This window comes from Paenibacillus macerans (assembly GCF_900454495.1).
Lineage (GTDB): Bacteria > Bacillota > Bacilli > Paenibacillales > Paenibacillaceae > Fontibacillus > Fontibacillus macerans.
In genome coordinates this window covers 378,808-403,387 of record NZ_UGSI01000002.1, presented here as the reverse complement: position 1 = coordinate 403,387, position 24,580 = coordinate 378,808, and the positions used below count along the sequence as shown (strand labels likewise).

The window sequence follows — 24,580 nt, the reverse complement described above, 5'->3', positions numbered from 1 at the left end:
ATTCAGGAAAATAACGACGCTTACAACCGTTACAATTTAGAAAGGGGCCTTTTTCATAAGATAGCAGCCGCTACAACCGTTAGATCTCCGGGTAGCTTTTACGGGAAATCTTAAGCAGAAGTGGATGCAACGCTAATGGTATTTCCTGGTTATTCCCTATCTTAACGGACACAACTGACCTTATTTTGCTCTAAACGAGGCAATTTTTACGAATCTGCAGGAAATTACACCTCCTGTGACCGCTGCAATTTAGGACCCGCTTTTTCGGGCGAACAGAGTTTTTAGCGTCCTTTTCGGACTAACCCGATTTCTAGAGTACCGGATTTAGTACCGGATTTACGTCTTTTATCATTTCATGCAAATGCACAAATGATGTATACTTCTTTGCCGAAGGATAGAATGGTTGTAGGCAGATTTTTTTCCGAAGGAGGACCCCGAGTTGTTCCAGCTTTCCGAGAAGCAGGCCCAGGAAATCGTAGATAAAATGATGATGGACATTCCCTATAACATCAATATTATGAACGACCGGGGGATCATCGTCGGCAGCGGCAAAAAAGAAAGGGTGGGCACCGTCCACCAAGGCGCCGTCAAAGCGTTGGCCACAGGACGAATGGTGGAGGTATGGGAGGACAAACGTTTTGAGAAAAAAGGCACCAACGAACCGATCGTCATCGACGGCCGGCGCGTCGGCGTCATTGGCATCAGCGGCAATCCGGACGAGGTCCGGCCTTTTTGCAATATCGTAAGGACGACCGTAGCGCTGCTGATCGAGCAGAAAACCGCCTTGGAAAATCTGGCGCATGAAGCCACCCGCAAAAAAGCGTTTTTGGAAACGCTGCTTGCCGCGCAAGGGCCTTACACCCAGAAGCTGAAAAAGGAAGCCGCCGCCTACAAGCTGGACCTGCTGTTAAAAACCGCGGCGCTCTATCTAAAAAATCTCCAATGGGACGAAGAGACGTCCAGGCTGCTGCGGCCATATCCCTCTTTTCTCCTGGAGGAGGACGCCTGCCTCATCCTCGTGCAGCATGAAGCGGACACAGAGCCGCTGATTCGCCAGCTGCTGAAAAAACAACCCGAGGTATTGATCTCCGTTGGCCAGTTTGCGAGCAGCATCGCGGAAAGCCAGCGGCAGGCGAAGTCAGCTATGGGCGTACTGCTGGCATTAAAGCTGCCGGTGCGGACGGTCTATTATGAGCAGGCTCCGTTTCTGGTGAAGCTGAGCCAAGTGAAACTGTCCGACGACCTGCATGCCGTCGGCAAGCTAGAGGATTCCGCAGAATTGCTGGAGACGCTGCGCAGCTTCATCAACAACAACTGCAGCGTTTCCCTGACGGCGGCCGAACTAAATATCCACCGCAACACGCTCCAGTACCGGCTGAAACGGATCGAAACCGTGACCGGCAAAGATCCGCGGAACGTGCTGCAATTGTTTGAGCTTATTCACGGCTTGCTGTCGCTGTACAGCTAAAGGGCAAGGAAAAAAGAAAGGGCGCATACGACGCAACCTTTCTCCCTCGGCTTTCCATGTCGTACAAGGGCGGACTCCATTCGCCCGCCCACGTCGGCTCTCGCAAAGCTTCAGCACTCAGGATACTTGCTCAGCCTTAGCACTCTGGACTACTCGCTCAGCTTAGCACTCTGGATCACTCGCTCATCCTCAGCACTCTGGCGATGTTTTCGCAGGTGCGCTCCACGTTTTGCGGCCCTTCGGCCAGCAGCTTCTCCAATTCGCCCGCGCCCGGGACAATGCCAAACACCGCGTCGATCCCCTCCTCGTACAGCGCTTCGATCCCTTCGCCGATGTAACCAGCGACGGCGATGACTTTTTTACCCGCTTCTTTGGCCGCTTTGGCTACCCCGTAAGGAGTTTTGCCGAATTTCGTCTGGAAGTCGATGCCGCCTTCGCCGGTAAACACCACATCCGCCTCCGCCACCTTCTGTTTCAAGCCGGTGTATTCGATAACGATTTCGATGCCCTTCCGCAGCACGGCCTGCGTAAAAATCAGCAGCCCCGCTCCCAGCCCGCCGGCCGCCCCGGCGCCGGGAATATCGCGCACATCCTTGCCGAGCTGCCGTTTCGCAATGTCCGCGTAATGGGCCAGGCCGGCGTCGAGCTGCCGCACCATCTCCGGCGTGGCGCCCTTCTGCGGTCCAAACACATGGGACGCGCCATGCTCGCCGCACAGCGGATTCGTCACGTCGCAGGCGACGATCAGATTCACCTGCCGCAGCCTAGGATCAAGCGCGGAAATATCGATCCGCTCCAGCCGCTTTAGCGCTCCGCCGCCGCGGGGCAGATCCCGGCCTTCCGCATCCAGGAACCGGGCGCCCAGCGCCTCGGCCATGCCCGCCCCGCCGTCATTGGTGGCGCTGCCGCCGATGCCGATGATAATCCGCTTGATGCCTTTATCAAGGCATTCGCGGATCAGTTCGCCGGTGCCGTAAGTGGTTGTGATCAGCGGATTTTTCGTCTCCTTGCTCACATGGTGAATTCCGCTGGCCGAGGCCATTTCGATCGCGGCGGTCTCTCCGTCGCCCAGAATGCCGTACCGCGCCGTCACCGGCTCCCCGAGCGGCCCGGTTACCACCTGCGTATAGATCCGTCCTCCGGAAGCGTCCACCAGGGACTGCACCGTGCCTTCGCCGCCGTCCGCCATCGGAACGTGGATATAGTCGGCATGCGGGTAAACTTTGCGCAGCCCCTTTTCCATCGCAGCGCACACTTCCTTGGCCGTCATGCTCTCTTTGAACGAGTCCGGCGCCAGCACAAATGTTTTCGCTTTCATTTTCTCACCCCGTCTATGATTGTAAAAGCAAACTTCCGCTATTCTCGTATTGTGTTAAAATTTGACTTTAGAACAAAAATCCGTAAATCAATGTCGCCGCAATGGCCATCGTTCCGCCGACAATGGCTTCGTAAGGAATGAGGCCCATCCGCTGCTTGATCGTCATTTTCATCGCTCCCGCCGTGACGTGGAAATAGTTGCCCTGCGGCAGAGAATCGATCACGGTGGCCCCGGTATGGACCATCACCGCCGCCGCCAGCGGAGCCGTGCCCATATTGAGGATGGCTTGTCCGAACGAACCGGTCGCCAAAATGACGCCCGTCGATGTGGATGCGGTGGCCGCGGCCATCAGGATACCGGAAATCGGCGCCAGGAAAGTGCCCGAAATGCCCGAAGCTTCAATCAGAGCCACCACCTGCGTCGACAGATCCGAAGCGGAGATCAGCCCGGCGATGCCGCCCGCGCCGATCAGGATCAACACGGTTGCCGTCATTTTATTCAAGCCGGAGGCGGTGTACTCCAAAATCTTCTTGCCCTGGCCCATGGCCAGCATCCCGATGATCCCGGCAATCGGCAAAATGTACATGGCGTCCACTTTAAACTTCGCCAGCGCCTCGATGCCCGACAGCGAGCCGATCGGATTGATCATCAGCAGGACGACGGCGACCAGCGGCGCTACGATCGCTTTACCCAGGGGCGGATATTTCGACATGTCCACCGCCTCATCTACTGCTTCGGCATCAGCTACTTTGGCTCCTTTATTTTTCAGCAGCGTAGCGACGATAACCGTGACGATCAGGCCGCAAACCGCCGGAATCAGGCCGGCCAGCATGACTTGGCTTAAGTCCAGGTTGAAGCCGCGCGCGGCGGCAATCGCATTCGGGTTCGGGGAAATGATGTTCCCCGCTTTCCCGCCGCCGGACAACGCCAGCAGCAGCGAAATCTTGGAAATGCCCATCTTGTTCCCGACCGACAAAGCGATCGGCGCTACGATCAACACGGCAACGGGAATAAATACGCCCACCGCGGTAATGATCATGGTCGCCAGCGCCAGCGCCAGAATCGCTTTGCCTCCACCGAACTTTCTGACGATCGCCTGGGCGATCGTTTCGGCCGCCCCCGACTCCATCATCACCCCGGCCAGCACGCCGGCCGCAAGCACCCGGATGACCGTCCCCATCACGCTTTGCGTCCCGCTGACCAGCACGCCGACAGTCTCTTCCAGGTTGGCTCCGCCAATTAAAGCGCCTACAATCGCGCCCAAAAACAACGCATAAACCGGATTCAACTTTCTTAATATCAGAATGATGGCTATAGCGAGCCCCGCCAAAGCGCCAATCCAACTGATCGTTAATCCTTCCATCTGTCTTCCTCCCATGCATTTGTTGAACACGCTTTCAGTATAATCGGCCCCCGCCGGAAAAAATATTGATAAAGGGACGAAATGTATTGTGCAAATGCACTATGAACTGCCGCGCGTTTATCCTTCAAAAGAGGCTTTCATGAACAGTAGCGTCGGGTACCTCGCCCCTTTCCAACTGTAGTCTACATCCCGTGGACGTTGCTCTAACGGACACCAGCGACCCTATCCACCCATTTCCCGGGTATTTCCCAGCCTAACGGACACAGACGGCCCTATTTCGCTCTAAACCCGTTCATCCACGCCGATTTGAGGTAAATAAGATCATCTGTGTCCGTTACGTTTTGCAAACCTCCGTTTTTCCTCAAAATAACGGCGCTGGTGTCCCTTAGCCCCATGATCATTGCGGTAAGGTAACTTGCCTCTTCTCGTGACCCTTTGCTGGTTCCGCGGACTCCCTTCAGGGGCTTGGCGAAAAATAGCGGTAATTTAGGGCGTTATTTCGAGAATTTCTAGTTCCTGTTCTGGAATAGAGGAATTTTATGTCGCTATTTTTCCCAGAAGCTTGGATTTGCAGCAAATAACACCACTCTGCCCGAATATAGCGACACTTTTTTCCTCTATTTTTCAATTTCCTCGCGAGTAGAGAAAATAGCGGAATTATTTTCCGTTATTTTCTGAAGGGGAGCATGAAGGCGAGCATTACTGAATAGTAGCGTTTCTATTCTAACGGTTGCCACAGCCGCTATTTGCTCCAATAACGCCGATTTCAAATTCTAACGGTTGCCATGGCGCTTATTTCACTAAAACCCGGCTATTTTTGCTCAGATTAGAGCAAATAACGTCGCTCACAACCGTTAAAATTTAGAAAGGGGCTTTTTTCACAAAATAGCGGCTGGTACATCCGTTAGAATTCCGGCGTGACGCCGGTCCCCGCCTGCAAAGCGGACCAAAGATTTTGTGTAAGCGTTAATGCAACGCAAGTGCCTTAGCCCCAGATTCCTCTTCTCCCCCCCCCTTTCTACCTGCGCATCGCCCCCTACCCTATCCGAAATTTTATAAAATAAGGTCAAAAAAGGACGCCAAGCTGGCGTCCCGGGGCCTGAAAATCAGGCGCTTTCATGTTTTGAACGTACTATTCGGCTACTGCTTTCGCGGCCGTCTCGAGCGCTCCGATCACTTTATCGCACCAGGCGTCGAACTCCGGATCCTCCGTCTGATGCTCGGGATGCGCCAAAATGTATTCCACCGTCCGTTTGATGCCCTGATCGGCCCGTGTTGTGGCTGTGAAACCGGGCACCAGTCTTTTCAGCTTGGCGTTGTCGAACACGACGGTGTTGGCCTTGTCGCCGAGCAGCCCGCCCCGCAAATCATAAGGACCGCCGGCCGCCAGAAATTCGGAAGCGACATGCACCGCGCGCAGCTTGACGCCAAGGGCATCGGCGATAATTTCATAAATTTGATTCCAGGTGACGCTTTCGTCCGAGGTAATGTGCACCGACTCGCCGATGGCGTGGATATTGCCCATCAGCCCGATAAAACCTTTGGCGAAATCGCTGTTGTGGGTCAGCGTCCACAGCGACGTGCCGTCCCCGTGAATGATCACCGGCTTGTTCTCCAGCATGCGTTTGGCCACCTGCCACGAGCCTTTGCTACCGTGCACCCCCAGCGGAATGGACCGCTCGCCATAAGTATGGCTTGGCCTGACGATCGTCACCGGAAAGCCCTGCTCCCGGTACTGCTTCATCAAATACTCCTCGCAGGCGATTTTGTTCCTGGAGTAAGCCCAATAAGGGTTCGATAGCGGCGTTCCCTCCGTAATGCGGTAATCCGACAGCGGGGTCTGGTATGCGGACGCCGAACTGATAAATATATATTGTTTCGTCTTCCCGTTGAACAAGCGGTAATCCCGTTCCGCCTGCGACGGTTCAAAAGCGATGAAATCGGCCACCACGTCAAAGGTTTGGTCCGCCAGCAGCCCCCTGACTTCGTCCTCATGATTGATATCCGCTTGAATGACTTTTACGCCGGCCGGCAAATCCCCGTTCCGGGTTCCCCGGTTCAAAAGGTAAAGCTCGCAGCCCTGTTCCGCCAGCTGCCTCGTAATCGCCGAACTGATCGTCCCCGTTCCCCCGATAAACAGCGCTTTCAAAAAAATCCCTCCCCTATGGCTTTGCCTTGCTTTTTTTATGGTATCATTTAAAAGTATCGGTTGAAAGCGGGCAAATTTCGGTGATCCATCCGACTTCATTGACAGATAGCGCCGGTGATGTTATCTTCAACCCTATCGCTAATCTTGCGATTCGTTCAAGCTCTTCGTCCGAAGAGTTTTTTCCATTACATGAAAAGAATGTGATTCCTTTGAAACAGGTTCTGGCCCGTCTGCAAAAAGAGGGCGGCTTACTCGACAAATATTTATCCGGCGAATCGATGGATTACCGGCAGGTGATCGCCTTGTTTTTGCCGATTTTGGTGGATCAGGCCTTTATCGTCGGCCTTAATCTGGTGAATACCGCGATGATCAGCTCCTCGGGCGTCGCCGCGGTCAGCGCCGTCAACATGGTCGACTCACTGAACGTGTTCCTGATCAATGTTTTTGTCGCCGTGGCCACCGGGGGAACAGTGGTCGTAGCCCAATACAAAGGCAGCGGCAATGACCGCATGGTCTCCCGGGCCGCGGCGGGCACGGTCACCTCGGTATCCCTGATGGCCCTGGCCATCGGCCTGCTCCTGATTGGGCTGCACAACCCCGTCATGAGCCTGCTGTTCGGCTCCGCCTCCCCGGATGTGCTAGACAGCGCCCGGGTCTATCTGATCGGCAGCAGCATTTCCTACATGGGCTTGGCGCTTGTACAGGCGGTGTGCGCGGGACTGCGGGGAATCGGGAAGACCCGGGCCTCGCTGGCCCTCTCCCTCATCATGAATTTGCTGTACGTGCTGCTGAATGTGGTGTTCATCAGCGTGTTTCACATGGGCGTGGTCGGAATGACCCTTTCCGTGAACATCGCCCGGTATGCGGGCGCTATTTGCGCGTTGTTTTATTTGTTCAAAATGGAGGAGACGCTGCGGCTGCACCTGCGCGACCTGTTCAAGCTGCCGTTGTCGATGCTGCGCAAAATCATGTTCATCGGGCTCCCGTTCGCCGCGGAGCAGATGTTTTTTAACGGCGGGAAGCTGCTCACCCAGGTGTTCATCGTCAGCCTGGGCACCTACGCGATCGCGACCAACGCCATCGGCGGTTCGCTGGCCATGGTGTTCCAAATCCCCGCGAGCGCTTTGTCGCTGACGATCGTCACCGTCGTCGGGCAATGCATCGGGAGCGGAAATATTGCCGACGCCCGGAAGTTCATCAAATCGTTCCTTTGGCTCGGCTCCGCTTCCCTGGCCGTGGTCGGACTTCTGCTGATGCCGTTCTTCCGGCCGCTCGTCGGCTTGTTCGATCCTCCTGCCGAAATCGTCGGCGATATATTTGCGGTCCTGCTGATCAGCACCATCGCCCAGGTTCCGCTGTGGGCGGTCAGCTTCATCCTCCCTTCCGCGCTGCGGGCGGCGGGAGACTCGCGGTTCACTTCGCTGACCTCGATGCTGACGATGTGGCTGTTCCGGGTCGTGTTGGGATACATTCTCGGCATTACGCTGGGCTTCGGCATTACCGGCGTCTGGCTGGCGATGTGCTCCGAATGGGGCGTGCGCGGCGCGGTTTTCCTGTGGCGGTTCCGCGGGAAGAAGTGGTATGCCCATAAAGTGATTTAAAGCGCGGCAAGTCCCTCTAAAAATGCCTGCGGAAAATGCCGATGATTAATCTGTTCGACGCAAATTGGCGTCCTTCATCACATAGAAATTACCAGTTTAGGAGAGGTGCCTTTGATCGACGCCACGCAAGAGCGCCGCTTGCAGCGCCTGCTGCAAAGCTGCGGACACAACTCGCATACGCACTTATACTACCTTGGCGATAAAAAATGGTTTTGGGATTCCGAGCACGAAGCTTGCATCGTCTACCGCAGCCTGGGGAACCGCAGAATCGCGTTGGGCGATCCCCTGGGCAAACCGGAGGCGATTCCGCGGGTGATCGGCCAGTTTATGAACCACTGCCGCGAGCACGGGTACATCCCGGCTTTTTATCAGGCCAAGTCCTCCTTTTTGCAGCTATACAAGCAGTACGGGCTCCAGTATGCCAAAATCGGGGAGGAGGCCCAGGTCGATCTGGCGAAGTTCCATTTGCACGGAAAAGCGTGGCTGAAGCTGCGCGGCCGGATCAATAAATTGAAACGGGCCGGCTTCACATTTGCGGTGCTGCACCCGCCTTTTGAGGACCGGTTCCTGGACCGGCTGCACAAGATTTCCGGGGAATGGCTCGGTGAGCGGAAAGAGAAAAGCTTCTCCGTGGGTTCGTTCTCCCGGGAGTATGTCAACCGGTTCCCCGTCGCCGTCTTGATCGGCCCGGATGGAGAATACGAAGCTTTTGCTACGCTTGGCGGCGATCCGCCCCCGTCCTTGCCGGATTCGCGGGATGCGGCCGTACCCCGTCAGATCACCGTGGACCTGATGCGGTATACGAAGGCCTGTCCGCATGGCGCCATGGATGTGCTGTTTGCCTCCCTGTTTTTGTGGGCGCAAGAGCATCGATACGATTTTTGCAGTCTGGGCATGGCTCCTTTGGCCAACGTAAACGACCTTCTTTTTGCCAAATGGGTTTATAAATACGGGAACAAGTTCTATAACTTCAAGGGGTTGTACGATTACAAGAACAAGTTTGCCCCCGCATGGAAGGATGTGTACTTGGTCTATCCTCCATCGGGCCTCCCGGTTACGCTCACCGTACTCATGCTGATGATCCATACTGCTCCCGGGAACAGGAAGCCGGCAAAAGACAAGATGCTTTCCAACTTCGTTTCTTAAATCGGGCTCCAATATGAAAGCAAGCCGGCGCATACGCGCCGGCTTCACTTTTACGGGGCATCCGTCGTATTCGATTCTTCGCCGGACTGCCGGTTGGCGGGCGGACCGCCTTGCGGTCTCGTGCCTTGCGGTAATGTAGCTGGATAAAGCAGCAATCCATTGCCGGAGTTGACGCTGAATCAGAGGCAGATGTAGAGGCGTCACGATCCGGCGGGGTCAGCGTATCTACCTTTTATACAGCCGTTTCGAACAGTGTCACAAATCGACGCCAGGTGAGGGGCTGTCTAAAGCCGTGTCTTAGTGTTCCTGCCTGCTGCCTGCCTTTGCACGATTATCCCTTTCGTTCATGGAGCAGGGAACAGGGGGGGCTAGAGCAAGTCAAGGGTTCCAAAAAAAGAGAAGAAAAAACACAAAAAAGATGAGGAAAAAATGAGGCTGTTCAGGTAAGATTTTCGGCTTGATAAGAGAACGTACGTTTGGTATAATGAAATAAACGGAACTTATGTTCGTGTATTCTTGATTCGGGAGGTAAGCGGATATGGAAGCCAATGCGGGAACGGAACTTCAGCCATTCAGCAGCCGTTTTAACAGCGAGCAGGACTGCATGGAGGCGCTGATCGCGATGAAGTGGCCAAACGGCTTCGTCTGCCCGCGCTGCGCTTACACCCGGTGCAGCCGTCTGACCTCCCGGCATATCCCCTTGTTCGAGTGTGGAAAGTGCAAGCATCAAACATCGCCTTTGGTCGGCACGATTTTTGAAGGAACGCATCTCCCCCTGGTGAAGTGGTTCCAGGCCCTGGATTTGTTCCTGCTGGAGGGCGGCATCTCGGCGCTGCGGCTGCGCAAGGAGATCCGGGTCACCTACAAAACCGCCTGGTTAGTGCTGCACAAAATACGTCATGCCGCCGGGGAGTTCGATGCCCGGGAGCTGCTTTCCGGAGACGTGAAGGTGAACAGCGATCAGTACGGACGTAATCCGTCCCGGTGTCAGCTTTCGCATCCGTACGCCTCGGCGGTCGTAGCCGGCTGCACGGTCACGGAGTCGGGCGAACCGGAGCACGTCAAAATCCGCCTGGTGCCGCATAAGCGGGGAGGCGAAAAGAGGGCAAACCGTCACGATCTAACCGCGTTTATCAATGGGCATGTGGATGTCCGTACATCGGAGGTGCAGTTGTTCCCTCAGGCCTTTCGGCTGTATGCGCCCTTGCGGAAAGTGGTGAGAGAGGCGTGGGAGTCGCTGAAGAGTACGTATGGAGCCTTGGGACTGAAGCATCTGCAGGCGTATCTAAACGAATACACCGTACGCCGCCGGCTGCGCCTGCCCGGAGGACGGCCCGGAGCGGCAGAAAATATGCGGCAGCAGTTGCTGCGCATGTGTGTGGCGATTCCGGCGATCCCTTACCGCCGGCTCATCGCGCGCCAACCGAACCAGCCCCTTGCGGCTGCGGCCTGATCGTGGCGCTTGAACGGGTAGGGGCCACTTTATGCAAAACAACTTAATTGGGTGTGGATTAGCATGAACAGTACAGGCATTGCTGCAGATGGAAGGGCTCAGGTTACAGCAAAATCACGGTCTTTTCGTTTCCTTCGCGTCTTGTCCTTAATCTCCTGTCTCTTGATCTCTTGTCCGGTCTGTTTCACCTCCTCGGAACCTGATTTCTTCCCTATGTCTGTTTAAATTATCTCGAACCTATCTGCTTCTTCACCAAGTATTTTTTTCTCTTGAGCTTGTCTTTCTCGCTGTAACCTGATCAAACGGGATAATCGTGCAAAGTCTCCGGACAGGGGGTGTTCGATCTGCCGCCCCCCCACTTTAACGCAGGGACTCAAGCTGATTTTTGCTCTGCGAAAGTTGAGTTATAAATAATCTTAGAAAAAGGGGCCGCTCCAGTGGGGCGGCTCTTTTCATTCGTTTATACCATTAACGCAGCGTCTTCAAGGCGCCGCTCCAAGCGAGCACTTGATCCAGCATGCCGTTCAGGTTAGTCAGGTGCAGATCAGCCGGTTTAAATACGCTGTAGTTTTCGAAATCGGTGAACAGCGACAGCGCAACATGTACGCGCACGTCGGCCACGGACAATTCGCCAAGAATGCCGCGCAGGTGTTCAGCCGCGCGGGCGCCGCCGACCGAGCCGTAGCTCACGATGCCGGCCGCTTTGTTGTTCCAGGCTTCGCGCGCGTAGTCGAGCGCGTTTTTCAGTGCGCCGGTGATGCTGTGGTTGTACTCCTGTACGATAAACACAAAGCCGTCCAAGGAGTTCAGTTTTTCATTCCACTTCGCCGCTTGCTCGGAAGCGTCGGCTTCACCCAGAAGCGGCAGCTTATAATCGGCGATATCGACGATTTCATAGTTCGCGTCTCCGCGCGCGTCGGCGATTTTTTTCACCCATTCTCCCACTTGCGGGCTGACGCGGCCATCGCGGGTACTTCCCAAAATAATCCCAATGTTCAATTTTGACACGTTTGTCTCCTCCTTATTCGTTGTTCTTCCAAATATTCTGTCCAACAGACCCATGAGTTTACACCGCCATGTATATTGCTTGCATCCCTAAAATATTATCTTTATATTGAGATGCTTGATTCTGAAACAATCATAAACCCAGGAGGTTCCATTTGTCAAGCTGCTTACAAAAAGTTTGTTAAAAATATATTCGCCCGCTCTATTCCTCATGCACAGTTACAATCACACCGTCCACATTATTTCCGGAAAGCTCATAACTCCCTTCGACCGGAACGCGGATTGTACCGCCATCGGTGACGGGAAAATAAAATACGTGGTAGGTCCGGCCGTTGACGTCGGCCTTAACGGCTTGTTTCACTTTCAGGTAGTTGAGATACTCTTCCAGAACCATGTCGTTTCTCTGCATAATGGCGCTGTGGGGCAGGCCTACATAACGGAAATGCCAGGGCTCGTATTGAATGCCGGTCACCGCGGTTTTGTTCTCCGGATAACGCAGTACAAACCCGTATTTCCATGCGTTCTCTTTTAACCATTTGCCTTCCGGCGCAACGTTCATCTCCGCTTCTGACGAGCCGATATCTAGCGACAAACCCAGGTTATGCTCGCTATATCCCGCCGGCATCGCATATTCCGCTCCCATTTGACGATACAGCTCATCCTGCCGCCGCTCGTCCCGGTACCCGCTGGTGATCAGGAAATGATTCACTCCGTCCTCGCCTGCGGCGGCGGCCATCTCGGTAAATTTTCCAGCCAATCTTTCCGACAGCCGAACCGTGTTATCCATCACGCCAAAACCTTGGAGTAATTCATCATGTTGAACCAGACTGAGCGCTTCCTCTTCCGGACCTTGATCCGGAACCGGATGGTCTTGATTGACCAGCAGCAGATCGCCCCGATAAACCTGCTCCCCCGTGATTTTTATCGTGAATCCCCGGTCCGCCGGGGCTTGGGGGTTATCGTCGGTAAGCGTTATTTTATCCAACGGAATCGCGGATAAATCGCTGACTTTAAATTTAACGAAAGCGAAGCCCAGCAGCAGCAGGACCAGCACACAAAACGCCCATTTCTTCATGGCTCGTATTCCTCCTAACCTTTCATTCCTTAAAGATAGTCAAAATTTTTTAAGAAGAAATGGGTATAAAAATAAAGTTTTTCTTAAGTTTCCGCTTATCCCGCCGGAGGGTGGATTCAGAAGGTTCATTCGCGAGCCAGCTTCTCCACGGCATCGATGACAGCTTGCGGATGATGATGGGGGATCATGTGCGCGGCGTCGGGGAGCTCCATCAGCGCCGCATTCGGCAAGTCCCGGTGCAGCCGATAACTGTGTTCCTTGGTCGGAAAAGGATCCCGCCGCCCGACGACGATGACGGCAGGCGCCTGAATCCGGCGATAGTTCGGGGATATTTCGGCGGCCGCCGGAGCAAAAGCCAGCACGTCCTCCCGGTTCGCCCGGAACTGGGACGGCCGGAGCCACAGCGCCAACGTTTCCTGTTCATAAGCGGAGGGAACCGGCTCCGGGGCGAAGGTCGCTTTCATGATTGGTCGGGCCATGACTCTCCCTAAGGTCGCCAGCATAAGATTCATCACGATCCGCCCCGCCAGCGGCATCATCACGATTCTGGAGATCGGATCGCCTTTTTCCGCCGGATACCCTTCTTTATACATGCTGCCCCCCAGCGTCACGATCCCCGCCAGATCATCGGGATACAAGACCCCGTATGCAAGGACCAGCAATCCGCTCCAGGAATGCCCGACCAGAATCGGCCGCTCCACTCCCAGCTTGTTCAAAGCCTCATGCAGCAGCCGGGCTTGATCGGCCGGTGTAACCGGGCCGTGCTTCGGGCGGCCGCTGTGCCCGTATCCGGGGCGGTCAAAAGCCAACGCCCGATATCCCTTGGCCGCCGCAAGTTCCATGACCCGCTCAAAATCACGGCTCCATAAAACTCCCCCATGCAAAAACACCACCGGCCTGCCCTGCCCCCGTTCCAGGTAATGCAGGCGGATTCGGTCCGCCTCCACAAATTTTCCGGATGGCGGGAATTCCATTTCCGCCTGCCGAAACTTCAATTGGTTGTAGCCGTAGAACGCCGCCAGCATTATCGCAGCAAGTCCCAGCAATACAGTTAGTATCACCAATTATCCCCTCTCCTCCTTTTGGTTTTCCGAAACGCCAACGCAGCAACGTACTAATCAGTATGTTAATGTTATAATTAACGGCTTACATCGAATTAAATTTCCGATGAAGCCGGAAAAAGTCTTCCGCCCTTATCGCGGCGATAATCCGTCCCACAGCAGCCTTGCGGCATCCCGGGCGAATTGATCCAGCTTTAGCTCCTTGGGGGCCACCAGCCACGAAAGAACGATTCCGTTCATAACCGTCTGGGTGTACAGCGTGAGCGAGCCCGGATCGATATCGCCGCGCAGCCACCCCTGCGTTTGGCAATCGCGGAGCAACTCTGCGACTTTGGCGTAAAACCCCGCGAACAGCCCGCGAATCTTGTCCTGGACCTCCGGGTTGCGGCTGGAGGTTAAAAACTCAAAAAACAGCATCGGCCGATCGGGGGTTACCATACAGGCGGCCAATTGGCCCTTCAGCCAGTCCGTCAAAGCCCGGACTTTATCCTCCGCGCGAGCGATCGCTTCGATTTGGGCGGGCAGCAGCTGCTCCTGCTGCCTTAGATTCCTTTCACAAATGGCCAGATACAGCTCGCTTTTGTTCGCGAAATGCCAATATATCGCGCTTTTCGTGAACCCGGCCTCGGCCGCCACCTGGTCCATCGCGGCTTTGGCATAACCGTGCCGGGCGAACACCTCCATGGCGGCATCCAGCACGCGTGTCCGCGTATCCGCAGGCAAGCCCTCCGGCTCCGCCCCGCGGCCGGCCAGCATAGCCCGCATATCATCCTTGCCGCCCAAATGTCTGCGCACCGTTGTCCAATGCACGCCGGCGGCGCGGGCCACTTCCTCATAGCTGATTTTGTCCGCAGGCAGCCGCCCGGCCAGCTCCATGAATGCCTGAATGATTTTATCGCGATGGTTCAACGTTCATTTCTCCTATCAGTAACAAGTTTGCAACATCCAGTAACAAGTTTGCAACATCGCATACCAACAAGTATGTAAATATCATATTTTAAACAAATAAAATTGTCAAAAAGGTAAAACTTAAAGTTCGTTTCGCATTTGTTTACTAAACAGCCGGTCGACGCTTCCGCGCGCAAAGTTTTCGCGGACCTTGGCTGCCCCGCCGATTGCGAATCCGGCTGGACCGCCCGGTAGTCTCCCGAAACATGGCAAAAACCCCTTTCCGTAAGTCCGGAAAGGGGCCTTGTCCGTTAATGCCCGCGACGCTTCGCCTTGGCCTTGCGGATTTTGATTTCCCGCTTGCGTTCCCTCTCGGCCTCCCGCTGTTCCTTCGCGGTCGACCGTTTGGCCTGCTTACGCTGCTCATACTCCAGCCGCATCGCTTCATACGCCATGGTAGAAGCTCCCCGGCGTTTTAATTCCGCGGCGGCCTGTCTGGCCAACCGCTTCGGATTCACCCTTCCGGCATCCGGCAGCTGAATGGCGACGCCCTGCGAAATGCCGTCAAGCAGCCGGCTCAAATCGCTTCGGATAAACGCAAGAACCTCCTCATCCTTAGGCTCCGCCCCGAAAATATGCCTTCCTGCCCGCAGCTTTCCTTGGCTGCGCTCTTCAAACACGCCGATCCAATACTGCCCATCGTGGTAAATCGTAAGTTTCAACGCAAACATCCCCCTCTTGTTCAATCGGAAGCGATGGACATCCCGAGGGGGGAAGGTTACTGACACGCCGCCGGATTCAAGCGTTCCAAGCCGCGTGCGCCCGGACTACCAACCGGGCCGTGTTTTTTCGCTCCAAACCTATTATATTTTCAAGAGCGAGGGGTTGGCAATGCCGGCATCGGGTAATATCAAGGCCTATCAAGGCCGTGGGCAGTACCGGTGCTTCGTACACACAACAGGCGGACTATTCAGCCCGCAAATACCGTTTGTCCCTTAAGAACAGCCACCAGAACAACACGAACACCGGCAGCAAAATCACCGTCCCTACCCCGTAGCCCCACAGCAGGGACACAAACATCGAGTGATTTGTAATCCCCTCTTCCACCGTTAAGAACGGATAGACGATGTAGGGCATATGCGCTTTCCCGTAAGCATAACTCGCCAAGGCGAACTGGATCACCACGAAAACAAACGCGAGCCGTGGCCAGCCGAGCCGGCCTTTCCGTTTGATCCACAGCGAACCGTAACCGACGACAAAAGCCGCAGTGGACAGCATAAACCAAAGCCCCTGCTGCTTCATCCGGGCCACCATCCACATCGCTTCCCCTTCCATGGTAAAGGTGGTGATGACGGCGAGCAGCATCGCCAAAGGCCCGAAGACAACCGCCAGCGTCCGGTAATGCCGGTAGGAGGTTTCATCCCCGGCCTGCCGGGAGAAGTCGGAGAGGAACAAGGAGGACAGGAACAGCTCGGTGGCGATCCCGAACCCCAAATAGGCGTAGAGCGAAGGGCTCGCCAGCAAAGCTCCGTAGTTCAACTGAGGGTAGCCGCTCTCCCCTTGGATAAAACCGCCGAGCGTAATAGGCAGCACGCTGACAAGCAGCCCCGGAATGAGCAGCCCGGTAACTCCGGACACAAAACGCAGGCTGCGGACGTTCCGCTGCGCGGAATAGGCGTACACCATAAAGGCGCTGCGGAACAGCAGGAGCACCAGCACGAAGCTGACGGGGAGCAGCAGCAGCGTACCGAGCAGATAAGCGGCACGCGGGAAAAAACCGACCAACGCGACGACCAGCAGCACCAGAAAAACGTTGGTTACCTCCCAGGACGGGGACAAAAACCGGTTGGCGAGGCTGGCGGCCTGCGGATTTTTTTTGCTGAAAACAAGCGACCAGAACCCGGCGCCGAAATCGATGGAGCCCATGATCGAGTAGATGAACAGGAACCCCCAAAGAATAGAAATCGCTATCGTGGAATCGCTCATATCCTCTTCACCCCCTTCTTCTTACCCTGCTTCCAGCATGTCCGGCGTCACCGGATGACGCTTGAAATAATAACGCAGCACCAAAGACGTTACGACCAGCATAAACACGTACAGCCCGATAAAAGTGACGAACAGGGTGCCGAGATTCTCCGATTGGGTAGCCGCGGACGCGGTCGTCTGAACATGGTAAATCGTCCAGGGCTGGCGTCCCGTACAGCTGAAGATCCACCCGGTCTCGATGCCGATCAGGGCGAGCGGGCCGGTCAGCACCAGCCCCCTGAGCAGCCAGCGCGGGTACTCTCGCTTCTTGACCAGCCGATAAAAAATAGTGCCGGCCGAGACCACAATCAGCAGGGAACCGATCCCCACCATCAGGTTAAACAGCGTATGCACAAACAGGGGAGGCCACTCCTCCTCGGGAAAATCGTTCAACCCCCTGACCACGGTGTCAAAGCGGTTGCCGGCCAAAAAGCTGAGCGCCCACGGAACTTCGATCGCCCCCCTGATCGTCCGGGTTTCCTTATCGGTAAAGCCGCCGATCGCCAGCGGGGCGTAAGCCTGCGTTTCAAACAGGCCCTCCGCGGCGGCCAGCTTCTCGGGTTGATGGCGGTGCAGCATCTGCGCGGTTTCATGCCCGTTGAGCGCGGTCAGCAGCGACATTACGCCGCCGATGGCGAGCGATAGGATCAGGCCCTTGCGGTGATACTGCCGCTCCCGCTCCGGCCGTTTTCGGGCGAGCAGTTTGACGGCGGCCACGGAAACGATGGCGAAAGCCCCCAGCAGATAGGCGGAAAACAGTACATGCGTCGCGGTCGTAGGCCAGCTGGGATTGAATACCGCCGCCCACGGGTCGGCATCGACAACTTGCCCGTTCTCCAGCCGGAAGCCCTGCGGGGTGTTCATCCAGGCATGGGCGTCGGTGATCAGCGCGGCCGAAGCGCTTGCTCCCAAGGCCACGAAAGTGACGCTGGCGATCCGCAAAGCCGCGGGCAAACGTTCAGACGCGTAGACGTAAATCGACATGAACAAGGCTTCCAGCAAAAACGCCCAGATTTCGATTTGGAAAGGCAGCGCGATCACCTGGCCCACAATTTCCATGAAACCGGGCCAGAGCAGCGACAACATAACGCCGACCATCGTCCCCGACGGAATCCCCACCCCCAGGAGGATCGCCTGGCATTTTGTCCACCGTTTAGCCATCAAAGCGTAATCCCGGTCTTTTTTGACCTGATAAGCGATTTCCGCAACAACGATCATGAAAGGCAGCCCCACCCCCAAGGTGGCAAAAATAATATGAAAGGCCATCGACGATCCGAACAAGGCCCGGGCCAGCATCACGTTATCCATGAATAACTCCTCCATCTTTTGGATTAACGTGAGTATTATGAATAAAAATTTCCAATATTATTCTTTTTCGGATTTTACTTCGCACGTTGTTCACGTTTGTTGGCGGTGCCGAATAGGCCGCGAAATGCAAAAGTGCATCTCATTTCCCCCGAAACCGGGCCGTTTATGCGTACCAAATGCAAAAGTGCAGGCCATTTTCACCATTTCGCTCAAAGTCACCTCCAATCCTCAGTTTCAAATGCACATTTGCATCTCAGCGCTCTAAATGCCCGAGTTGGGGCACATTCCAACTGCACTTTTGCATTTGGTTAAGCACGCGTCCATAAAAAAAGGGACCGGTTGCCCGGCCCTTAATTTAAGAGTTGCTTTTAGAGCTCCTTATTCGATTTTGTCCTGCGTTTCCTCGGCCGGGGATGCCAGCAGCGGCTCCCAGGCGAGGCCTTCTCCGGTTATTTTTTTCCGCTGGTCGGAGATGCTTTGCAGCGTTTCGTTCCGCTGTTTTTCGAGCGCGCTGACCGTTTCGAGATACAGCTGCTGAATCTTCCGGTCCGCGGACGCGGCGGTTTCGGCGATTTCTTTCTTATGAGCCGCGGTATCCTTGGAAATCTGTTCGGTATATTTCTTGTACAGCTTGTTGTATTCCTGCTGCGCCTTCGTTTTGCTGATTTTCCCCCGCGAATACTTATAAATTGGACTTGAGATATAGTTGGTGCTGGAGCTTTTCATCAGCGTGTTCATCGGGCTGCTCAGATAGCTGTCGGACACCGTCTTTTTCAGCGAGTTGGCCGGGCTGGACAAGTTATTGGGATTGACCGCCTTTTTATATTCCGCCATGTAGCTGCTTAGCAGGTTCTCATTAAGCGCGCGGGCGTAGACACCCAGCGTGCTGCTGAGCAAATTGCGGTTGGCCGCCCGGGTATAAAGCCCCATAGGACTGCTGAGCAGATTCGGATTGATATCGCGTTCATACTCCTTGAGTTCTTGCTTCAGCTCGCGATCGTCCCCGTAACGTTCCTCCAGTTCCGCCAAATCCGCTCCCAGCCGTTCGTTCCACTGTTTTTGGTCTTCAAGGACAATGCGCTCCAGCTCCGCCAGCCGGTCGTTTTGCTCCTTGAAATACGCATTGTATGTATCGGTTGTCTTTTTCATGTAAGCATCATAGCTTGCAACCGTCTTCTTGTTATACGTTTCATATTTGCTCCAAACCTGACCTATCCATTTGCTGTCGGCAGCCTGGGCGGAACCCGCCGGCAGTAAAGCCAGCGACACCAGCAGCAAACTTAAGGCCAACAGCCAACTTTTGCGCGGAAACGCGCTTCTCCTCTTCTTCATACTCATCATGCTCCGTGTTTTCTCCTCCATTAAAAAATATTAAGAATTTTAAGGGTATTTTATCCAAATATACGCCGGGTTCCAATAGTTCATACCGCCTATGAACCTTATGGACTATTATAATTGAGCATCAAGAATCACCTGCGGTCCGTTGCTCAGCGTTTGCTGCAAACACCCTATGGATACAATAAATACCGTGTGCTCTCTTTGTTTTGGATTCTTAATGGGGGTGAGGAGAGGAGATGACATACAAAATTTCCGCGTACCAATTATTCACGATTACCTTCATTTTTCAATTAGGTACGACCATCATCTTTGGGTTTGGCGGCTTGGCCGGCCGGGATGCGTGGATTGGCGATCTGACGTCACTGGGGCTGGGCCTCTGCGTGATTTGGGTATATACCGCCTTAATGCGCATGAACCCGGGCTTATCCCTGGTTGAATGGTTTCCGGCCCAATTGGGGCGCTGGATCGGGACGCCCATCGCGTTTTTGTACCCGCTCATGTTCTTGTATCTTACAGGACGAATTATTGCGGACATCAGAGACATGGTTTCGACCACCATCTTGCCCGGAACGCCGCCTTTGCGGGGTTATTTGCCATTATTATCGCTTACTGCGTCTATGGCGGCATTGAGATCATTGCGCGGCTGGGAGAATTGATCTTCCCCATCGTCGTCGTTATGTTCATTATAGAGACGGTTCTGCTCTTTGGCTCGGACGTCCTGCATTTCGATTATGTCCAGCCGATTTTGGAAAGGGGATGGGAACCCGTCTGGAAGGTGGTTTATCCAAACGGGATCACCCAACCGTTTGGGGAAACCATCGCGCTCGCCATGTTCTGGCCGGACGTAAAAAACCGTGAAAAGATCACGAAAATTACCTTTCTCGCCACCTTACTTGCCGGATTTATGATCACCGGTTTTGATTTTTTGGCCATTTTGGTTTATGGCGATCTGTTCTCGCGTTTTCTCTATCCGCTTTACACTTTATTGAGCATGATCAGCATCGGAAAATTCATCGAAAACTTGCAGATGTTCGGGGTCATGTATTTTTTCATGACGGCGTTAATAAAAAACGTGGTCAACCTGCTAGTGGCGCTGAGAGGCATCCAGCAGCTGACGAAGATGAAGGATTACCGCGTGCTTGTCATCCCGGCAGCCGCGATCGCCTTGTTCCTGGGAATGACCATGTCAAAAAACATCGCCGAGCATATTTATTTCCAGCATTATAAAATACTGGTTCCTTATTTCTGGGTGCCCATGTTTTTGGTCTTGCCGGCGATTCTGCTGATCGTGACGTGGACCCGGCAAAAGCTGCGAAAATAATGATCTATTCATTTTTGAATGTTGTCTTCTTGCAAATGCAACGACGGTCCCGTTACGCCTATTCGCCGGATCGTCAGATTCGCTTTGACGGAAACCTCGGCCTCCCGAAACTCCTTGTTCCAGTCGTTTTTTAAAGATCTCCAACGGGATAAATGTTTTCTGTGTACGGTTTCGCCAAATCCGAAAACATCCACCCCATATTCTTTTTGGACCTTGGTAATGGTTTGAAGCGTTCTCTCTTCAACGTGTTTTTCCAACGCGTCTTTTACGCGGGCTATATTATGGAGTTTCGTGAGATCCAAATTTGTATTGTTTTCGCGAATCATGCCTTCCCCGATTAATGTGACCTGGAATTTTAGCTTGTCTCCTTGAAACATGGGCTGAATCTTGCTGCCTATCTTGTTCATCTCCAAACTGGCGTAGCCGTTAACTTGCGGCACGGTTGCCGTTACCACCAGCTTCCTTAGCTGCCCGTTAATCCACCGCAGCGCTCTAGCCTCATTCCCATTCAAGAACCCGAGCAATTTCAGATCTTTGTCAAAAATTCCGGTTCCCGCGATACGAAACCCTTTCGCATTGGAATGATCTTGCCGCCCTTCGCCTTCTTGATCGGCCGGATCGAAACCGACGGCAACCGCCGGCAAAGCCGAGCAGCTTTCTTCACTGGCTGCGGAGATCATCAGGTTGATAAATCCCATTTCCTGCAGCGATCCGATCTGATCATATTCTTTTAAAGCACCGAGGCCGGGAATTTTCTCCAGTGGGTAGGATACTTTCAGAAAATCCTTGGCGGTGCCTTCCTTGACGATAAATACATCGGTCCGCAGCTTGAGGTTCGGGTCCCGGGTATACGTATCCAATACATCTTTGATGCCTTTTCTGGCCAGCGGTTCTCCGATCACGATGATCCGCCGATGTCCGCGGAATACCAGCCGGGAAAGCTTCGTTTGCATTTGCTGCACCGCATCCAGCGTATCTCTTCCGGCGCCGGATACGACAAAATAGGGCTTTCCCGGACCCCCTCCGCTTCCGCCTCCTTGTCCCTGCACACTGCTGATCTGGGACGGAATGATCACCTGCGCGCTAATCAGAATCCCCTTGTCCTTCGCTTCGTCGATTCCCCATGCGAGCTCAAGCGCAAGATCATTGACCTCCGAACTATCCCAACACCCCGTCGTTAAAAACAAAGGCAGAATAGCCGCCAAAATCAACCGTCCTCTTCGACTCCAGTTCATCTGTCTTCTCTCCCTCGTCTCGGACTCGGCTGCTGGCCTTCCGGCACTCGCTTTTTGTTTGCCCCGGAGCTGAGCAGGGGACGGCGAGACACGCTCCATCTGGGCGCGCGTATGAAGACATCCGCCAGGTTTCCGGGAATTTGCGGGGCAATCGGACTCATATAGGGTACTCCAAACGAACGAAGGCCGAGGAGATGGATGGCTATGATAAAAATGCCCGCTATGACGCCGTACAAACCCAGAACTCCCGCCAAAATCAAAATGGGAAAACGGAGCATCCGGTACGCCGTCCCGAGATTATATCGCGGGATGGCAAACGAAGAAATGCCCGTCGTGGCCACGATAATCACGACCGTGGCCGACACGATGCCGGCCTGTACGGCGGCTTGTCCAATGACAAGCGCCCCCACAATACTCACCGCCGAACCGATCGGCTTCGGCAGACGAATACCCGCTTCGCGCAGACCTTCGAACATAACTTCCATCAATAGGGTCTCGATCACCGTGGGAAACGGGACGCCTTCCCTTGCGGCAGCAATGCTGATGAGCAAATTCGTAGGAATAAGCTGCTGATGAAATGTGGAAAGCGAAACGAACAAAGACGGAAGCAACAGGGAAATATTCAATAAGGAGTAGCGGATGAAGCGAATGAAGGTCGTATAAATGGATCGCTCGTAATAGTCCTCCACCGCTTGCAAACCGGACCAGAATGTCATCGGCACGATCAGCGCAAACGGAGTGTTGTCGACGAGAATGGCAACTTTGCCTTCAAGCAGGCTGGAACATACGACATCGGGCCGCTCCGTGTTTTGAATTTGCGGAAACGGGGACCAAGGGATGAACCACTTTTATCCGGGATATAGAGACAAGCTGTTCTTCTATAAGCTCCTCCAGCGGATCGGCGTTCTCCAATCCTCCCGGCACGCCTTCGAGCGTCATCAGTTTTAACACGACCTGCTCCAGCGCTTTCGCGTTTACCAGCCCATCGACATAAATCAGAAGCAAACGGGTTTGTCCATGGATCATAACCGGACGGAACACAATATCCGAACAATCGGCAAAAATTTGTTTGAACATCTGTTCATTGTCGGAGACGGCGGCAGCGAGTGCATCCGTTTGATCGTGGCCAGCCGATTCGCCGGAGTTTCCTATCGGATCCGCTTTTTTTAAGAATTTAAGCAGCTTAAGAATATCCATCTTTCCGCTCCCTAACTCATGATGTGTATATTATTCCAGTTGGAAAGCGGATCATTCAAAATATGGGCAGGTTTTAAGGCTCGTATTCGCTCAATTTTCCTTCGTAAATCAGCTTCAGCCGATCGCACTGCCGGAAATCGTCCGGCGTCACGAGCGCGGGCAGCTTGTTCCACAGCTTGATGCCGGAACGCTCAAGGATCTCCGCGACGAACTGCGAGCAGAAATAAGAGTTGCTGAACTCCACCGGCTCCTTGAGGACGATGCCGATCACCCCCAGCAGATTGTACAAATATTTGTTCCGCTTGCGGATAAACAGCCGCAGCACCCGCTCCATTTTTTCCACCTCGCGCCCGGTCACCCGAAGCTCGTAAAGAACGCACGTCGTATTCGGATATTTGCTGAACGTGCCCGTCTTGATGTCCTCCTTCACGAACCCGCCGTTCAGCGGGTTGTTCGGGTTCTTCCGGCCGAAGCTGTACAGCTCGGAAAGCTCGCGGTCGAAAGAAATCGAAGCATGATTATAAGGCGCTCCCGTGTACCCTTTAATCACCCTCGTAAACAGCGTCCCCGTATTCGTAAGCAGGATATAAACCGATCTTTCCCCGTCCATGTCCGAAAATTCCCCTTATCAAGTGTGAACTATTCCTTCATAATAACATAGTATCCCTCTCCAGGATTCAGGGATTCTACCACGCTGCAAGTTGGTGATAAAAAATGAACAGTTTGCAATTCACGCTGATGATTCTCTTTTTTGCCTTACTCGGGATCCACGCCGCATACCTCGTTACCGGACGCGTCCGCCCGGAACGGGACTACGCCGCGTTGGGGCTGCGCCTGCGGACCTGGTGGGGCATGTGGCTGATTTTATGCCTTGCCACCTTGTTTAACCGGGCCGCTTCTCTGCTGGCCCTGATGATCCTATGCTTCTTCGCGCTGAAAGAATATTTCTCCATGATCCGCTCGAACAAAGCCGAACGCCGCCTGTTCCTGTGGGCCTACCTCGCGATTCCCGTACAGTTCTACTGGATCTACATCGGCTGGTACGGCATGTTTATCGTTTTTATTCCGGTCTACGTTTTCCTGTTCCTGCCGGTTCCGCGCTTGATCAACAAAGGCACGGTCGGGTTTCTGCGCAGCGTCAGCCGGGTGCAGTGGGGGCTGATGCTGATGGTGTTCGGTCTCAGCCACCTCGCCTATTTCCAGGCCGCCTCGCCGGAATACGGGGCCGGACTGGTGCTGTTTCTCGTCTTGCTAACGCAGCTGAACGACATCGTGCAATACGCGGCCTCGTTTTATTTCGGCCGGCGCAAGGTCGTCCCCACCGCCAATCCGTATTTGACGTGGGAGGGCTTTGCGTGCGGGCTGCTGGCCACCACCGGGGTGGCGTGCCTGATCTCCCCTTATCTGACGCCGCTCGGCGCGGGGTTCGGGCTCTTCTCCGGCATGCTGATCGGCCTTAGCGGCTTCTTCGGAAGTTTGACGATTTCCGTACTGAAGCGGGACCTGCTCATCGGCGATGACGACAAGGCCCAAGCGCTTAAAAAAAGCTACTTGAGCCTCGTCGACAGCCTGACCTACACCTCGCCGGTGTTCCTTCACGTCATCCGTTATTTCTTCGATTTTATGTAA

At 54.4% G+C, this 24,580-nt stretch carries 21 protein-coding genes and 1 pseudogene; 7 read left to right on the top strand and 15 right to left on the bottom strand.

What is annotated here, in order from left to right:
* The first annotated feature begins 439 nt into the window (after positions 1-439).
* Entirely contained in the window at positions 440-1,468 is a 1,029-nt protein-coding gene (locus DYE26_RS24980) for a CdaR family transcriptional regulator (protein WP_036618831.1), read from the top strand.
* Between the two features lie 175 nt (positions 1,469-1,643).
* Here the strand turns inward: DYE26_RS24980 and DYE26_RS24975 are convergent, their stop codons facing one another.
* The 3 genes from DYE26_RS24975 to DYE26_RS24965 all read right to left on the bottom strand — a co-directional run bounded on the left by DYE26_RS24975 (position 1,644) and on the right by DYE26_RS24965 (position 6,298).
* A complete protein-coding gene (locus tag DYE26_RS24975) occupies positions 1,644-2,786 on the bottom strand; it encodes a glycerate kinase family protein (RefSeq protein WP_036618829.1) in 1,143 nt (380 codons plus the stop codon).
* A gap of 67 nt (positions 2,787-2,853) precedes the next feature.
* A complete protein-coding gene (locus DYE26_RS24970; RefSeq protein WP_036618826.1) occupies positions 2,854-4,149 on the bottom strand; it encodes a GntP family permease in 1,296 nt (431 codons plus the stop codon).
* 1,132 nt (positions 4,150-5,281) lie between these two features.
* Positions 5,282-6,298, bottom strand: a complete 1,017-nt coding sequence (locus tag DYE26_RS24965) for an SDR family oxidoreductase (RefSeq protein ID WP_036618823.1) — start codon at positions 6,296-6,298, stop codon at positions 5,282-5,284.
* Positions 6,299-6,576: 278 nt separating this feature from the next.
* Between DYE26_RS24965 and DYE26_RS24960 the strand changes: the two genes are divergently transcribed.
* From DYE26_RS24960 to DYE26_RS24950, 3 genes are all read left to right on the top strand, one after another.
* On the top strand, positions 6,577-7,899 hold the full coding sequence (locus tag DYE26_RS24960) for an MATE family efflux transporter (RefSeq protein ID WP_082207999.1): 1,323 nt from the start codon (positions 6,577-6,579) through the stop codon (positions 7,897-7,899).
* 111 nt (positions 7,900-8,010) lie between these two features.
* Positions 8,011-9,045 (top strand): phosphatidylglycerol lysyltransferase domain-containing protein, encoded by a 1,035-nt coding sequence (locus tag DYE26_RS24955; RefSeq protein ID WP_051985191.1) that lies wholly within the window; start codon positions 8,011-8,013, stop codon positions 9,043-9,045.
* 538 nt (positions 9,046-9,583) lie between these two features.
* Entirely contained in the window at positions 9,584-10,498 is a 915-nt protein-coding gene (locus DYE26_RS24950; RefSeq protein WP_051985190.1) for a transposase, read from the top strand.
* Between the two features lie 468 nt (positions 10,499-10,966).
* On the opposite strand, the gene DYE26_RS24945 is transcribed toward DYE26_RS24950, so the two are convergent.
* The 8 genes from DYE26_RS24945 to DYE26_RS24910 form a co-directional block, all read right to left on the bottom strand.
* Entirely contained in the window at positions 10,967-11,506 is a 540-nt protein-coding gene (locus DYE26_RS24945; protein WP_036618814.1) for an NADPH-dependent FMN reductase, read from the bottom strand.
* A gap of 199 nt (positions 11,507-11,705) precedes the next feature.
* Positions 11,706-12,578 (bottom strand): M15 family metallopeptidase, encoded by an 873-nt coding sequence (locus tag DYE26_RS24940; protein WP_036618812.1) that lies wholly within the window; start codon positions 12,576-12,578, stop codon positions 11,706-11,708.
* 125 nt (positions 12,579-12,703) lie between these two features.
* Complete coding sequence (locus DYE26_RS24935; protein WP_227872819.1) at positions 12,704-13,639, bottom strand: alpha/beta fold hydrolase; 936 nt, start codon at positions 13,637-13,639, stop codon at positions 12,704-12,706.
* A 132-nt stretch (positions 13,640-13,771) separates the two neighbouring features.
* Entirely contained in the window at positions 13,772-14,548 is a 777-nt protein-coding gene (locus tag DYE26_RS24930) for a TetR family transcriptional regulator (protein ID WP_036618808.1), read from the bottom strand.
* 290 nt (positions 14,549-14,838) lie between these two features.
* Positions 14,839-15,249: a YjdF family protein gene (locus tag DYE26_RS24925; protein WP_036618805.1), complete on the bottom strand. Its 411-nt coding sequence runs from the start codon at positions 15,247-15,249 to the stop codon at positions 14,839-14,841.
* Between the two features lie 244 nt (positions 15,250-15,493).
* Positions 15,494-16,513, bottom strand: a complete 1,020-nt coding sequence (locus DYE26_RS24920; protein ID WP_036618803.1) for a cytochrome d ubiquinol oxidase subunit II — start codon at positions 16,511-16,513, stop codon at positions 15,494-15,496.
* 21 nt (positions 16,514-16,534) lie between these two features.
* Positions 16,535-17,860, bottom strand: a complete 1,326-nt coding sequence (locus tag DYE26_RS24915; RefSeq protein WP_036618802.1) for a cytochrome ubiquinol oxidase subunit I — start codon at positions 17,858-17,860, stop codon at positions 16,535-16,537.
* Positions 17,861-18,238: 378 nt separating this feature from the next.
* A complete protein-coding gene (locus DYE26_RS24910; RefSeq protein ID WP_240534078.1) occupies positions 18,239-19,201 on the bottom strand; it encodes a hypothetical protein in 963 nt (320 codons plus the stop codon).
* A gap of 233 nt (positions 19,202-19,434) precedes the next feature.
* Between DYE26_RS24910 and DYE26_RS34595 the strand changes: the two genes are divergently transcribed.
* Together DYE26_RS34595 and DYE26_RS34370 are read left to right on the top strand one after the other, a co-directional pair.
* On the top strand, positions 19,435-19,854 hold the full coding sequence (locus DYE26_RS34595) for a GerAB/ArcD/ProY family transporter (protein ID WP_036618799.1): 420 nt from the start codon (positions 19,435-19,437) through the stop codon (positions 19,852-19,854).
* Positions 19,794-20,519 carry a GerAB/ArcD/ProY family transporter gene (locus tag DYE26_RS34370; protein ID WP_255310220.1) on the top strand — a complete coding sequence of 242 codons (726 nt, stop codon included), beginning with the start codon at positions 19,794-19,796 and terminating at the stop codon, positions 20,517-20,519. Before DYE26_RS34595 ends, DYE26_RS34370 begins: the two co-directional genes overlap by 61 nt.
* A gap of 8 nt (positions 20,520-20,527) precedes the next feature.
* Here DYE26_RS34370 and DYE26_RS24895 read toward each other — a convergent pair whose 3' ends face one another.
* The 4 genes and pseudogenes from DYE26_RS24895 to DYE26_RS24885 all read right to left on the bottom strand — a co-directional run bounded on the left by DYE26_RS24895 (position 20,528) and on the right by DYE26_RS24885 (position 23,561).
* Positions 20,528-21,754 (bottom strand): Ger(x)C family spore germination protein, encoded by a 1,227-nt coding sequence (locus DYE26_RS24895; RefSeq protein ID WP_036618796.1) that lies wholly within the window; start codon positions 21,752-21,754, stop codon positions 20,528-20,530.
* Positions 21,751-22,590 (bottom strand): annotated as a pseudogene (locus DYE26_RS24890) (spore germination protein); the annotation flags it as partial. The pseudogene DYE26_RS24890 and the gene DYE26_RS24895, both read right to left, overlap by 4 nt.
* Positions 22,523-22,780, bottom strand: coding sequence for a hypothetical protein (locus DYE26_RS35060; protein ID WP_443093768.1), 258 nt, complete (start codon positions 22,778-22,780; stop codon positions 22,523-22,525). The pseudogene DYE26_RS24890 and the gene DYE26_RS35060, both read right to left, overlap by 68 nt.
* Before the next feature lie 244 nt (positions 22,781-23,024).
* Positions 23,025-23,561 carry a hypothetical protein gene (locus tag DYE26_RS24885; RefSeq protein WP_036618794.1) on the bottom strand — a complete coding sequence of 179 codons (537 nt, stop codon included), beginning with the start codon at positions 23,559-23,561 and terminating at the stop codon, positions 23,025-23,027.
* Between the two features lie 104 nt (positions 23,562-23,665).
* On the opposite strand from DYE26_RS24885, the gene DYE26_RS24880 reads away from it, so the two are divergent.
* Positions 23,666-24,580 (top strand): phosphatidate cytidylyltransferase, encoded by a 915-nt coding sequence (locus DYE26_RS24880; RefSeq protein ID WP_036618792.1) that lies wholly within the window; start codon positions 23,666-23,668, stop codon positions 24,578-24,580.

Bases quoted from the DNA above. Each gene is read 5' to 3' on its own strand.
- DYE26_RS24975 (WP_036618829.1), bottom strand. From the start codon at position 2,786: ATGAAAGCGAAAACATTTGTGCTGGCGCCGGACTCGTTCAAAGAGAGC.
- DYE26_RS24970 (WP_036618826.1), bottom strand. From the start codon at position 4,149: ATGGAAGGATTAACGATCAGTTGGATTGGCGCTTTGGCGGGGCTCGCT.
- DYE26_RS24960 (WP_082207999.1), top strand. From the start codon at position 6,577: ATGGATTACCGGCAGGTGATCGCCTTGTTTTTGCCGATTTTGGTGGAT.
- DYE26_RS24950 (WP_051985190.1), top strand. From the start codon at position 9,584: ATGGAAGCCAATGCGGGAACGGAACTTCAGCCATTCAGCAGCCGTTTT.
- DYE26_RS24940 (WP_036618812.1), bottom strand. From the start codon at position 12,578: ATGAAGAAATGGGCGTTTTGTGTGCTGGTCCTGCTGCTGCTGGGCTTC.
- DYE26_RS24920 (WP_036618803.1), bottom strand. From the start codon at position 16,513: ATGAGCGATTCCACGATAGCGATTTCTATTCTTTGGGGGTTCCTGTTC.
- DYE26_RS24915 (WP_036618802.1), bottom strand. From the start codon at position 17,860: ATGGATAACGTGATGCTGGCCCGGGCCTTGTTCGGATCGTCGATGGCC.
- DYE26_RS24910 (WP_240534078.1), bottom strand. From the start codon at position 19,201: ATGATGAGTATGAAGAAGAGGAGAAGCGCGTTTCCGCGCAAAAGTTGG.
- DYE26_RS34595 (WP_036618799.1), top strand. From the start codon at position 19,435: ATGACATACAAAATTTCCGCGTACCAATTATTCACGATTACCTTCATT.
- DYE26_RS24895 (WP_036618796.1), bottom strand. From the start codon at position 21,754: ATGAACTGGAGTCGAAGAGGACGGTTGATTTTGGCGGCTATTCTGCCT.
- DYE26_RS35060 (WP_443093768.1), bottom strand. From the start codon at position 22,780: ATGATCCATGGACAAACCCGTTTGCTTCTGATTTATGTCGATGGGCTG.
- DYE26_RS24885 (WP_036618794.1), bottom strand. From the start codon at position 23,561: ATGGACGGGGAAAGATCGGTTTATATCCTGCTTACGAATACGGGGACG.
- DYE26_RS24880 (WP_036618792.1), top strand. From the start codon at position 23,666: ATGAACAGTTTGCAATTCACGCTGATGATTCTCTTTTTTGCCTTACTC.